The sequence below is a fragment of the Enterococcus sp. 3H8_DIV0648 genome (assembly GCF_002140655.1).
GTDB classification, from domain to species: domain Bacteria; phylum Bacillota; class Bacilli; order Lactobacillales; family Enterococcaceae; genus Enterococcus_A; species Enterococcus_A hulanensis.
This window is the reverse complement of the sequence record NZ_NGLG01000002.1, coordinates 725,662-738,698: the sequence shown is the minus strand read 5'-3', so window position 1 is coordinate 738,698 and position 13,037 is coordinate 725,662. Positions and strand designations below refer to the sequence as shown.

The following is a 13,037-nucleotide window of genomic DNA, read 5'->3' as shown; positions in this document are numbered from 1 at the left end:
TCAGTTTTTTTTGAAAGGCAAAAGTTTGAAAACGAATTAGGAGGAAAATGAGATGAAGTATACATTTCCAAAGGATTTTTGGTGGGGCTCTTCAGCTAGCGGTCCACAGACCGAGGGCAGATTTACCGGCGATGGCAAAGGTGAGAATATTTGGGATTATTGGTATGAATTAGAACCGGAAAAATTTTTTGATCAAGTAGGTCCGGATAAAACTTCTCGGGTGTATGAAAAATATCAAGAAGATGTTCAGTTGATGAAGCAGATCGGTCATAATTCATTTCGCACGTCGATCCAATGGAGTCGCTTGATTCCTAATGGAACAGGAGCAGTTAATCAAGCAGCGGTTGATTTTTACAATCATTACATTGATGAGCTACTCGCAAATGGCATCGAACCATTTTTTAACCTGTATCATTTCGACATGCCTTTAGCGTTGCAGGAAAAAGGCGGCTGGACCAATCGTGAAACTGTGGATGCCTACGTTACCTATGCTAAAACCTGTTTTGAGTTGTTTGGCGATCGAGTAAAAAAATGGTTCACTCATAACGAACCGATCGTGCCAGTAGAAGGCGGGTATCTCTATCAATTCCATTATCCGAACCATGTCATTATGGAAGAAGCCGTAGCGGTGGGGTATCACGAAAATTTAGCTAGCGCAAAAGCAATACAAAGCTATCATGAGATGGACTTGGACGGAGAGATCGGGATCATTTTAAATTTAACGCCAAGTTATCCGCGAGATGAAAATAATTCTGAAGATGTCAAAGCTGCTCAGATGGCGGATGCCTTCTTTAATCGTTCCTTTTTAGATCCGGCGGTGAAGGGGGAATTTCCTGAAGAGTTGATGACAGTGATAAAAGAGCTGGATATTGTTCCTGAGATTCAGGAGGGCGATCTGGCAATAATTAAAAATAATACGGTTGATCTATTGGGGATCAATTATTATCAGCCGCGCCGGATCAAAGCCAAAGAGACACCGATCGATCCAAGTCATGGACCAATGCCGGATGATTATTTCGATTATTATGATATGCCTGATAAAAAGATCAATCCTTATCGAGGCTGGGAAATCTATGAAAAAGGGATCTACGATATCTTGACGAATGTGCGGGAAAATTATGGCAACATTCGCTGCTTTATCTCAGAAAATGGGATGGGCGTCGAAGGTGAGGAGCGCTATATCAATGAAGATGGACAAATCGATGATGATTATCGCATTGAGTTTGTCACCGACCATTTGAAATATGTGCATCAGGCCATTCAGGAAGGAACGAATTGTTTAGGTTATCATATGTGGACCTGTATGGATAATTGGTCATGGACCAATGCTTATAAAAATCGTTATGGGTTTATTTCGGTGGATATCAAAAATGATGGCAAGCGGACGATTAAAAAATCCGGACACTGGTTTAAAACAGTAGCTGAGAACAACGGCTTTATTGATTAAGAAAAAACGACGAAAACACGATAGATGTGTTTTCGTCGTTTTTTTGCGTCAAATAAAAATAATCAGTGAATTCCCCAAATTATAAAGGAGATGCAGGCAGACTGCTCCCCACAAGCAGTTGGATTTTTTATAAGTTAAAGAACAAGTAACATGCAAAGATAGCAGCAACAAAATATGTGGGAATGACAGTGCGTTAAGCTGCTGGCCGCTCATCCATTTGAGGGGATAGTGAATGAGGACAAATAAAATAGCAGTGATGATTGAACATAAATGCCTATTTTGGACTAACCCTTGTAGGCGTGTTTCGATATAGCCGCGATAAATCATTTCCTCGGCTAGAGCACTATTAAAAAATAAGATCACCATCGGCAAATCTATCGAGCCTAGCATGACTTTACTGACATCATTAAACAGATAAGAAATACTGACGTAGAAGACTAATTGTACACCGAGAAAAAGCAAACCCCAAAGCATGCTCTGTTTAAGATTTTTGAGGTGGATACCGATACTTTCTGCTTTCTCTTTAAAAACGCCCAAGAAAATGATTAAAGCAGCAATATCTAAAATAGGAAAAAGGTAATTGGAACTTCTAATGAGTGATAAGGGAAGATCACTCATGACAAAGAGACCTTGAGAAAAGGCTAAGAAAAAAACAATCAAGAAAAGAAATAAGGCGCTAAATGCTTGTTTTTTAGAATATGTTTCAGGTTGAGCGATCATCGTAACCCTCCATAATTTTACCTTAAGTATAGCAGATCAATCATATCTTAAAAGAAAAAATCGAGGGGAAATTGGTCGGAAGTGTGTTTTTTATTTGAGCGAACAATCATATAGAAACGTTTAATTAATAGAAATTTGCAAATGTTCTTTTATAAGAAAACCATTGTAAACGTTTTTTCTGTGTAGTGCCATCTATTTAAATTGGTACCAACAAATATAGAAAGAGGTGCATGAATATAAAGGTGGAAGAATATAGGGATTTTTGTTTCAGCATGATGCATATTTCTAAATTTTAAGAAAAAGAGGTGTAGAAAATGAATAAGTTTAATTTGTTTTTGGAGAAGAAGCTTTTGCCGATCGCATCAAAGTTGGGCGCGAATCGGGTATTGATCGCCATTCGGAATGGGATCACATTGAGTATGCCATTGATTATTATCGGTTCATTATTTTTGATCATCGGAAATTTTCCGATTGATGCGTGGATCGAATGGCTAGGGAACACCGGTATTATTGATTATTTGAACAAAGGGACAAATGGCAGCTTTGGAATTATGGGATTGGTTGCGAGTTTTGGGATCGCGCAGAGTTTAGCCAGTCAGCATGATGTTGATGGAACCTCTGCTGGTGTAATTGCCCTGTCGTCTTTTTTGGTAGCGACACCGAATATTTTTTCTGGTGGAGAGGCGCCTGTGGAAGGGATTCCTGTTGCATATATGGGCAGTCGGGGATTGTTCGTAGCAATCGTTTTAGGAATTATCACTGCGTTGATCTTCGCTTGGTTTATCAATCATAATATTCAGATCACACTTCCGGATTCTGTGCCGCCAGCAGTCTCAAAAAGCTTTAGTGCATTAATTCCTGGTGCAGCTATCATTACTCTTTGGTTAGTCATCTTTGCATTATTAGATGCAACTGGGATCGGAAATATTCATGATCTGCTGTTGAAGATTTTTGGCGGTCCGTTAGGGTTGCTAGGAGCAACGATTGGCGGGACGGTCATTTCGATTTTCTTAAACAGTGCTTTTTGGTTTACTGGGATTCATGGCGGGAACGTTGTAAATAGTATTATTTCACCTATTTGGCTAATGAATACTGATGCCAATCGGTTAATTTATCAAGCGGATCGGACAGCAGAATTGCCGCACATCATTACTCAGCCATTTATTGATAATTTTGTCTATATGGGCGGTGGCGGTGCCACGATCGGGTTGGTGATTGTTATTACGATTATTGCTCTCAAGAAAAAATCGAGTCAATTAACCAAAACAATGGCTCCATTGACATTGACTCCTGGTATATTTAATATTAATGAACCAGCTATGTATGGGCTTCCAGTAGTATTGAACATTAGTCTGATTATTCCGTTTATTTTAGCGCCAATGGTCAATGCACTGGTCACCTACTTTACTATGTCTTCCGGGTTAGTCGCAAGAACGGTCGGAATCGCTGTTCCTTGGACGATGCCGCCGGTTATCAGCGGTTTTCTTGCAACGGGCGGTCATATGAGCGGCGCTATATTGCAGGTAGTGTTGATAATTTTGGATATTTTGATTTATTATCCCTTCTATCAAACCGTTGAGCGTCAAAATGTATTAGCTGAAAGCGGAACATCAAATAACTAGAAAATGTGAGGAATCTAAAAAATGGTAAAACGATTAATTAGCGCGAATGCATCAGATTTATTAGCAATGTCAGCAGCAGAATTAAAGCAAAGTATTAAAGCAAGTGAAGGAAGAACGATCGTCTCTGAAAATGTAGCTGTAAGAGAGTCGTTGGTAGGAGATATCACCAATGCAGAAGTAGCACGGGCCTTTGGTGCAGATTTGATTTTGCTAAATGGTGTGGATGTCTTGAATTTGAAAATCGAAGGATTGGAATTATCCGCTGGTGAAACAGAAGAAGAGCTGATCCATAAATTAAGAAAGCTGGTGGGACGTCCGATCGGTGTGAACTTAGAGCCGGTGGATCAGGATGCGAAAATGGCAGAGAATAAACTAACGATTCCTTTAGGTCGTCAAGCCAATGAAGAAACACTGAAACAAGCCGAGAAGCTAGGCTTTGACTATATTTGTTTAACTGGAAACCCAGGAACTGGTGTGACCAATAAGCAGATCAATCAGGCAATCAAACGGGCGAAGGAACATTATAACGGATTGGTGATTGCAGGGAAAATGCATGGAGCCGGTGTTGATGAACCAGTAGCAGATTTCCAAGCGATTCAATCTTTTGTTGAAAGTGGGGCGGATATCATCTTGGTTCCTGCTGTGGGAACGGTGCCTGGCTTTGACAGCGATGATTTAAAAGCCGCTGTGAAGGCTGTTCATCAAGCGGGAGCACTTGTTATGACAGCTATTGGAACCAGTCAAGAAAGTGCCGATGAAGAAACGGTGCGACAAATCGCGATCCAAAACAAAATCTGCGGTGTGGACATCCAGCACATAGGAGATGCAGGCTATTCAGGTATTGCGCCTGTCGAAAATATCCTTGCTATGAGTAAGGCGCTTCGTGGTGCGCGACACACGATTTCAATGATGGCTCGTTCAATCAACCGCTAGACATTAAAAAATCCTGTTCAAAGTAAACTGGTAGTAAAAATGCTTTTCTGTCATAATAGTAAAGACAATGTGTCAGAATGAATGAAAAGGGCTACTATTTAGCAGAGGTGTTTTTATATGGCGAAGTATCATGAGATTTCTACTGAATTGATCAAAGAAATAGTCGACGGAAAATATAGTGGGCAAGGCAAATTGCCAACAGAGAAAGAATTGAGCGAACATTTCGATACAAGTAGAAATACAATTCGAAGCGCAATCAATTTACTGACGGATGAAGGATATGTGTATAAAGTACAGGGGAGCGGTATTTATTTGCGACCAGTAAATTTCGATGAAAGTACCAATTTAAATTTAATCAAAGGTTTTTCTAGTGAACAGCAGTCAGAAACTAGTAAAATCAAAATTTTGAAGTTGGAGTTGATCGAAGCAGATCAAAGATTAGCTTCGGAGCTTAACTGCGATGTGGGAGAAGCATTATATTATTTAAGACGGATTCGCTATGTGAATAATGAGCCCGTTCGAGTGGAACAATCCTATTATCGTCAAGAAGTGGTTCCTTATCTGGGACGAGAAATTGCGGAAGCATCGATTTATGATTATTTAACGCAAAATCTAAAATTACAGATCGGCTTTGCTGACCGTAAAATCTGTGCGGATTATCTGGCAAAAGAAGATGCTGAATTATTGGGATTAGCAGAAAATGACCCTGCATTAGTAGTAAAAGAGAAAACGTATCTTTCAAATGGTCAGATCGTAAACTTAGGGGAAGCAGTTTTGCATTTTCAAAAAATATCACTTTTTTCAAGTGCCAAGAGTTCTGAGTGAAATCCCGACGTAATTAGGTAACTTATAATAGAAGAAACAAGAACAGTTTAATGTAGAAATACGTCTATTGAATTCAATAGGCGTATTTTTCTTTTTGTATACTGAAAATTTGCGAAACAAATTAATGACCAGAAAGGCAATCTATACTATAATATGAGAAACTATCAATAGATTTTTAATCTAAAGAACATTTATTCTAAGAATATTTATGGAAATGAGTGAGACGATGATCGATCCACAAGTCAAAGAATTAGAAGAATTAGTCACTACGATGCGTCGCGAATTGCACCAAATACCTGAATTAGGCTTGGAAGAAAAACAAACTGCCGCATATATTCGAAACAAGCTGGCATCCTTTGGTGTTACTGAGACTTATGAAGTGATTGAAACAGGTACGATCGCGGTCTTGCGAGGAGAAAAACCAGGAAAGACGTTGGCTTTTCGGTCAGATATCGATGCTTTGCCAGTGGAAGAACAAACTGGTTATGAGTTTGCTTCCAAAACAACGGGCAAGATGCATGCATGCGGGCATGATGGACATATGGCGACATTATTGGGCTTCATTGCATATTTGCACAAATATCCTGAAAAAATTCAAGGAACGCTTGTTTTTGTTTTCCAACCGGCAGAAGAAGGACCGGGCGGGGCTGAATTAATTATGAAAACAGGCATTTTACAAAAATTAGGCGTGAAAGAAATCGTCGGCCTGCATGTTTTTCCTGATTTGCCGGCTGGAAAAATTTCTTGCCGTCCGGGACCGATGATGGCGCGTAATGCGGAGGTAACGATCACGATTAAAGGTGTCAGCACACATGGGGCGCAGCCTCAACTAGGAGAAGACGCGATCGTTGCGGCTGGCGGAGTGATCTCTGGCTTAAACAGTATTTTAGCAAGAAATATTGGTCCGTTGGATAATGTGGTTTTGACCTTTGGCACGATCCATGGCGGTGAAGCGATGAATATCGTGGCTAAGGAAGTCGTTTTACACGGAACGATGCGGGCTTTTGATGACAAGGTTTATGCTGAGGTCGTTCGTCGGACAGAATTATTAGCAGGAGAAATCGCCAAAGGTTACGGCTGTGAAGCAGTGGTTGATTTCAATCATATGTATCGAGTGGTAGACAATGATCCGAAAATGGTCGAAACGCTGGAAAAGGTCGCGGCGGATTATTATGTAGAAACACCGCCATATTTAATCGCGGAAGATTTCTCGATGTATCAGCAGGAAATCCCCGGTATGTTTTTCTTTTTGGGAATTCGCGATGAGGAAAAGGGCTATACTTATCCGCTCCATAGCGGAAAGATGAAATTTGATGAAGTGAATCTGCTTTTAGGGATTCAGACTTTTGTGAACTTGATCGCTGGATTGAATGATAATTAAGGGGGCTTACAATGGAATTTGAAACTAAAAATGGACATTTGATGTGGGATGGCTGCGACACTGTCGAATTAGCAGAAAAATTTGGAACACCGTTATATGTTTTTTCCCAAACATTAATAGAAGAGAAGTGCCAAGAGCTGCAGCAGGATTTTGTTGAGAAGTATGAAAATGTACGAGTGGCCTTTGCTAGTAAAGCTTTTTCGACTTTAGCAATGTTAAGAATTATTCAGCAGCAAGGATTTTCTTTGGATGTCGTTTCTGACGGCGAACTGTATACGGCGATCAAAGGAAACTTTCCAGCTGAACATATTGAAATGAACGGCAATAATAAATCGATTGAAGAATTGGAAATGGCGATCGATTACGGCGTTGGCCGGATTATCGTTGATAGTCTGCAGGAAGTCGATCTGATCGCAGCAATCGCCAAAGAAAAACAAAAAGTAGTGGATATTCTGTTTCGAATTACACCGGAAGTGAATGTTCAGACCCATTCGTTTATTTCGACGGGACAAAAAGATTCAAAATTTGGCATTCCGATTGATGCGGATATTCTATTCCCGCAAATTCAAAATGCGATTAACACACCAGAAGTGAATTTCTTAGGCTTCCATTTCCATGTTGGCAGTCAATTATTTGATAATCACTCGCATCTTGCGGCGGCGGAGATTGCTTTGGATTTGGTTAAAATGGTGAGGGAACGCTTTGACTATACGATCAAAGAGTTGAATTTCGGCGGCGGCTTCGGTGTTCGTTACACGGATGCGGATCAGCCGAAACCATTTAGTTACTTCACAGATCCGATGATGGAAAAAGTTCTGGATTTTTGTAAAAAAGAAGCTTTCCCGCAGCCTGCTGTTGTGATCGAACCGGGCCGCAGTATTGTTGCCGAAGCAGGGATCAGCCTGCACAAAATCGGAGCGATCAAGGAACTTCCCGGTTTGCGGAAATATGTCAGTATCGATGGCGGTATGACGGATAATATTCGTCCAGGACTATATGAAGCGGAATATACAGGTGTTTTGGCGAATAAAGCCGATGATACGGCAGTTGAAAAAGTGACAGTTTCGGGGAAAGCCTGCGAAAGTACCGATATTTTAGTGAAGGATATCGAGCTGCCGACTGTTGAAGCGGGCGATATTTTCGCGACGTTCTCAACGGGAGCGTATGGCTATTCAATGGCCAGCAATTATAATAAACTGGCTATCCCGGCAGTTGTTTTGACAAAAGCGGGGCAAGCGGAGATTATTGTAAAAAGACAAACCTTGGATCAAATCATTCAAAATGAAGAAATTCCAAGCTTTTTGAAATAGAAACTCCTGAAATGAGGCTAGAGTATGAAGGTACCCTTTTACAAAATGCAAGGCGCTGGAAATGATTTTATTTTAATCGACAATCAGCTGCTGAATTTTTCTAGTGAGCAATTAACAAAATTTTCGGCCCGTGTTTGTACACGACGGATTTCAGTCGGAGCAGACACTTTGATCGCGATTGAAGCGGCTCGTGGTGACGGAGATTTTTATGCGCGCTTTTTCAATGCGGACGGTTCCGAAGCAGAAATGTGCGGAAACGGTGCCCGCTGTGTGGCGCGTTGGGCCTATGAAACAGGGATCGCAAAGGAAAAAATGATGATTGAGACAATTGCCGGGGATGTACCAGCAGAACGTTTAGATACTCGAACGTACCGTGTGCAGCTAAACTCGCCGACAGTTTTTGAAGCAGATAAGCAGATTCAAGTCGATGGAAAAGGGGTTACAGTGGATTACGTCGAGTTAGGCGATCCGGGAATTCCTCATTTAGTCGTTCATGTGCCTGATCTGGCTATGAGCGACTTAGAAACGATTTTTGATTTTGCCAGAAAGCTGCGGAATCATCCTACGTTTGAAAAAGGAGCGAATGTGAACTTTTATGATATTCTGCCTGATCAAACCGTTGTGGAACGTACCTATGAACGAGGCGTTGAGGACTTTACTTTAGCCTGTGGAACTGGAACTGGTTCGACAGCCTATGCGCTGACAAAAAAAGGGTTAGTTAAGAATCATCCAGTTGTGATTGAAGTTTTGGGCGGACAGCTTCAGGTGAACGTGGTGAATGATGAGCTGTACTTGATTGGCGATACGAATATCGTCGTTCAGGGCACGATTTTAGATGAAGACTTAGCAGTATAATCGCAAATTTTAATATTTAACAAAAAGAAACCGAACGATCATAGTTCTATCGAATACGATAGGATATGACCGTTCGTTTTTTTTAATCAATCAAGACAATTTTTTGTTTGTTGTATTCTTTACGAACCTTATCCGGGATTTCCTCTGAGATCAAATAGGTCAGATCATCTACAGGACCCACGATGTGATTACTGATGGTCCCGAATTTATCGTTGGTGATCATTCCCAAAACCTCAGTAGAGACGCGGACCATTTCGCGTTTGATTTCTGATTCTTGCGTGGTTGGTACGCTCGTTCCGGCATCCAAATCAAGATTGTAGATGCCCATAATATAGAGATCTGCCCGAATATTTTGCAGCTGCTTGAATGCTTGCACGCCAATGTTGATCATGGATTGCTTATAAAAGACGCCGCCGATGTTAATGATCTCAAGGTTGGGGTGCTGAGCTAGTTCCATGGCGATCGGCGGACTGTTGGTAATGATCGTTGCCCGAAAATCTTGCGGAATTACTTTTGCCAACGCTAAGTTAGTCGTACTGCCGTCGATGATGATAACGGAATCTTCTTTTAAAAAGGGCAGCGCTTTATGAGCCAGCTCTTTTTTTCGATCACTAGCCACAGTTTCCCGATAATTAAAATCAGTGATCGGCGGCCCTACGCGTAAGGCGCCGCTGTGGACTCTTTTTAAGAGACCTTGCCCATCTAATTCCTTCAAATCTCGCCGAATCGTATCCTCAGAAACGTTAAAACGCTGACTCAAGTCGCTGGCGATAACCTTTTGTTCAATATTTAATAAATCTACAATTTTTTGATGTCGTTCCTCTTTCAGCATGTTGCGCACTCCTTCTTATTTCTTCCTGTTTATCATGCCATGTATGCGCTTTTGTGTCAATTTTATTTGGGCTCAATCGGTAAAACGCGCAAAAACATGCAGATAAAATTAAATAATTTGCATGTTTGTATTGACTTGTGTTTGTTAAGCGATTACAATGAACTTGTAAATGAAGGATGTACGGCATTCGAACTTGCTGATTTTTCCGGATAAAATCGGCGCATTGAAAGTAGGAGGACGCTTATGGAGAAGCAAATCATTTTATCGCCATCCATCATGTGTGGAGATTTGGTGAATTTAGAAAAAAGTATCACTGATTTAGAAGCGATCGGCATGGACACGCTGCATATCGATGTTATCGATGGCTCATTTAGCCCAAGCATGCCATTAGGAATTGAAACGATCAAACGAATGCGGGAAATCACTTCGATGAATTTCGATGTGCATATTATGTCGAAGGACAATGAATTTTTTATCGGCGAGATGCTGAATATTGGTGTTGAAGGAATTACTTTCCATCACGAGACTAGCCTGCATGTTGACCGCTACATTCAAATGATCAAGAATGCGGGGACAAAAGTTGGCGTGGCCTTGAATCCGGCAACTCCTTTAAATGTTTTAGACTACGTTTTACCAGAGATTGATCGAGTATGCTTAATGCTGATCAACCCGGGATTTGCGACAAATAAAGCAGAAAAGCAAATTCCTTATGCATTGAAAAAAATTACTGATTTGCGGCAATTGGTTGACGACCTAGGCTTAACAACAGATATCCAAGTTGATGGGCGAGTATCATTGGCGACGATTCCTGATTTATTAGATGCTGGTGCAACAAACCTAGTATTAGGAAGCACGAGTCTGTTTATTCCAGGAAATACATTAGCAGAAAATCGTCAGTTATTGTCTGAAGCAGTAAACAAAGCAGCTTTAGTTTGATAAGGAGGGAAAACGTTGGGGTTTAAGAGTGTAGAAAAAAAAATCGTCAATGAAATTGCGGCGACTTTAGATAGTATTGCAGTGGAGGATGTGGAGCAGCTAGTTGCGGAAATCGAAAAGGCTGAACGAGTTTTCTTTGTCGGTGTTGGTCGTGTACTGCTTTCTTTAGAAGGAATTGCGAAGCGTTTGGCACATTTAGGCGTGCAAACGGTCGTAGTCGGGCAAATCACCGAGCCAGCAATCACTGAAAACGACTTGTTGATTGTCGGATCAGGCAGCGGTGAAAGTTCTTTTCCGCTAGCCATTGCGAAAAAGGCGAAGAGTTTTGCTGCAACAGTGGCACATATCGGATCGAACGCGAACAGTTCAATGAAGGAACATACTGATCTTTTCATTCGGATACCGGTTCAAACGAAGTTGGCTCTGCCGGGAGAAATTCCTTCTGTTCAGCCAATGACGAGTTTATTTGAACAATGTCTACTATTATTAGGAGACAGTATTGCTCTGATGATGGTGGAGGAAAAAGAGATCGATATGCATAGCTTGTGGCAGTATCATGCTAATTTGGAGTAGGTGAAGAAAATGAAAGCAGTACATTTTGGTGCCGGGAATATCGGTCGAGGATTTATTGGACAAATTCTACGGCAAAATAGTTTTGACCTTTGCTTTGTCGATACTAATGCTGAGCTGATTCAACAACTGAATCAAGCTGGCGGCTATTCGATCGAGATTATCGATGAAAATGCGACGACGGATTTTATTGATCGGGTCACCGCTTTAAATAGTATTACTGAAACAGAAAAAGTGATTGCGGCGATTGCAGATGCGGATATTTTAACTACATCGGTTGGTGCGAATAATTTAGCAAAGATCGCACCAACGATTGCGAAAGGGTTAAGCAAACGGTTTGAACAAGAGCGCAGCATCAATATTTTGGCTAACGAAAATGTGATCAATGCTAGCGATATTCTGAAAAAGGAAGTTTATGCGTTGTTATCTGATGAAGAGAAGGTGAAATTCGATCAACTTGCCTATTTTGTAAACACAGCGATTGATCGGCAATCTCTCGGGAAAATCGTCGATGGCAAAGCGATCGCGGTAGTTGAACCTTATTATGAATGGGTAATTAACCGTCGGCAATTTGATCCGGACACACCATTTGAACTAAAAAAAGTCGTCTTGATCGATGAAATGCAGCCCTATATCGAACGCAAGCTGTATATCGTCAATGCGGCACATGCGGCAATCGCTTATTTAGGTGCTTTGCATGGCTATAAGACAATCCAAGCTGCAATCCAAGATCAGAAAATTTTGGATTTGGTCAAGCAGTTTTTAGCGGAGAATCTGGAGTATTTCGTGCAGGAATACCAATTTGACCGAGAAGATTTAAAAAATTTTATCAAAAAAACGTTAAAGCGGCAGGGAAATCAAAAGCTTTCGGATAAAATCAGCCGTGTCGGCGGTTCACCGATCAGAAAATTAGGACCGAATGATCGCTTAGTGGCACCGGTTGTAAAATTAGCTGCCTCTGATTTACCGCATGAAGCAGGCGTGAAGATTATTGCGGCAGGTTATCTTTATCGCAACGCTGCTGACGGCGAGGCAGAAAAAATATCTGCGATGATTGAAACAGAGGGCTTGGAAACGACGATTAAAAATATTTCTAATTTAGCTGGTGCGTTGCTTGCAGAAGTGGTTGCGGCTTATCAATCACTGGTATAGGAGGTACAGATGTTAAAAGAACAATTAATAGGAAATACAAAATTTATCGATTCGATTGACTCTTGGCAGGACGCTATTCGAATGGGCGCACAGCCGCTTTTGGAGCAAGGCATTGTAGAAGAAACATATGTTGAAGCGATGATCCAAAATGTCTTAGACAATGGCAATTATATTATTTTATTGCCGCAAGTTGCGATGCCCCATGCACGTCCTGAATATGGCAGCAAGGGCGTTGGAATGACTTTTCTACATTTGGAGGAGCCTGTGATGTTTCCGGGAGAAGAGCCAGTAAAAGTTTTATTTACGCTTTCATCGGATTCTCCAGACGGACATTTAGAGCTGATTGCGAGCTTAGGTGAAGTGTTGAGTGATGAGGAATTATATCAGAAATTATTTGATGTTGAGACAGAGCAAGCGTTGTTGGATTTGATCAAGGAGTAAAGGAGAGAAGGAA

Annotated in this window: 13 protein-coding genes; 11 read left to right on the top strand and 2 right to left on the bottom strand. The window is 41.1% G+C overall.

Annotated elements, in window-relative coordinates; all coding sequences use genetic code 11:
• Positions 1-52: 52 nt before the first annotated feature.
• Entirely contained in the window at positions 53-1,447 is a 1,395-nt protein-coding gene (locus A5875_RS19715; RefSeq protein WP_088935274.1) for a glycoside hydrolase family 1 protein, read from the top strand.
• A gap of 48 nt (positions 1,448-1,495) precedes the next feature.
• Here A5875_RS19715 and A5875_RS19710 read toward each other — a convergent pair whose 3' ends face one another.
• The gene (locus A5875_RS19710) at positions 1,496-2,167 is read right to left on the bottom strand and encodes a CPBP family intramembrane glutamic endopeptidase (RefSeq protein WP_088935273.1); all 672 of its coding nucleotides are present in this window, start codon (positions 2,165-2,167) and stop codon (positions 1,496-1,498) included.
• A 314-nt stretch (positions 2,168-2,481) separates the two neighbouring features.
• Here A5875_RS19710 and A5875_RS19705 point away from each other — a divergent pair, with 314 nt between their 5' ends.
• The 6 genes from A5875_RS19705 to dapF all read left to right on the top strand — a co-directional run bounded on the left by A5875_RS19705 (position 2,482) and on the right by dapF (position 9,093).
• Entirely contained in the window at positions 2,482-3,789 is a 1,308-nt protein-coding gene (locus tag A5875_RS19705; RefSeq protein WP_088935272.1) for a PTS sugar transporter subunit IIC, read from the top strand.
• A gap of 21 nt (positions 3,790-3,810) precedes the next feature.
• Positions 3,811-4,722 (top strand): DUF7916 family protein, encoded by a 912-nt coding sequence (locus A5875_RS19700; protein ID WP_088935271.1) that lies wholly within the window; start codon positions 3,811-3,813, stop codon positions 4,720-4,722.
• Between the two features lie 117 nt (positions 4,723-4,839).
• Positions 4,840-5,547 (top strand): GntR family transcriptional regulator, encoded by a 708-nt coding sequence (locus A5875_RS19695; protein WP_088935270.1) that lies wholly within the window; start codon positions 4,840-4,842, stop codon positions 5,545-5,547.
• Positions 5,548-5,773: 226 nt separating this feature from the next.
• A complete protein-coding gene (locus A5875_RS19690) occupies positions 5,774-6,928 on the top strand; it encodes a M20 metallopeptidase family protein (RefSeq protein ID WP_176244760.1) in 1,155 nt (384 codons plus the stop codon).
• Between the two features lie 11 nt (positions 6,929-6,939).
• Positions 6,940-8,238 (top strand): diaminopimelate decarboxylase, encoded by a 1,299-nt coding sequence (gene lysA / locus A5875_RS19685; protein WP_088935268.1) that lies wholly within the window; start codon positions 6,940-6,942, stop codon positions 8,236-8,238.
• A gap of 24 nt (positions 8,239-8,262) precedes the next feature.
• The gene (gene dapF / locus A5875_RS19680) at positions 8,263-9,093 is read left to right on the top strand and encodes a diaminopimelate epimerase (RefSeq protein ID WP_088935267.1); all 831 of its coding nucleotides are present in this window, start codon (positions 8,263-8,265) and stop codon (positions 9,091-9,093) included.
• Positions 9,094-9,175: 82 nt separating this feature from the next.
• On the opposite strand, the gene A5875_RS19675 is transcribed toward dapF, so the two are convergent.
• The gene (locus A5875_RS19675) at positions 9,176-9,925 is read right to left on the bottom strand and encodes a DeoR/GlpR family DNA-binding transcription regulator (protein WP_088935266.1); all 750 of its coding nucleotides are present in this window, start codon (positions 9,923-9,925) and stop codon (positions 9,176-9,178) included.
• Between the two features lie 243 nt (positions 9,926-10,168).
• Between A5875_RS19675 and A5875_RS19670 the strand changes: the two genes are divergently transcribed.
• The 4 genes from A5875_RS19670 to A5875_RS19655 are packed head-to-tail and all read left to right on the top strand — an operon-like array spanning position 10,169 to position 13,024.
• On the top strand, positions 10,169-10,861 hold the full coding sequence (locus A5875_RS19670; protein ID WP_088935265.1) for a ribulose-phosphate 3-epimerase: 693 nt from the start codon (positions 10,169-10,171) through the stop codon (positions 10,859-10,861).
• 15 nt (positions 10,862-10,876) lie between these two features.
• Positions 10,877-11,434: a 6-phospho-3-hexuloisomerase gene (hxlB, locus tag A5875_RS19665; RefSeq protein ID WP_088935264.1), complete on the top strand. Its 558-nt coding sequence runs from the start codon at positions 10,877-10,879 to the stop codon at positions 11,432-11,434.
• Between the two features lie 9 nt (positions 11,435-11,443).
• Positions 11,444-12,583, top strand: coding sequence for a mannitol-1-phosphate 5-dehydrogenase (locus A5875_RS19660; RefSeq protein ID WP_088935263.1), 1,140 nt, complete (start codon positions 11,444-11,446; stop codon positions 12,581-12,583).
• A gap of 9 nt (positions 12,584-12,592) precedes the next feature.
• The gene (locus A5875_RS19655) at positions 12,593-13,024 is read left to right on the top strand and encodes a PTS sugar transporter subunit IIA (RefSeq protein ID WP_088935262.1); all 432 of its coding nucleotides are present in this window, start codon (positions 12,593-12,595) and stop codon (positions 13,022-13,024) included.
• Positions 13,025-13,037 lie beyond the last annotated feature (13 nt).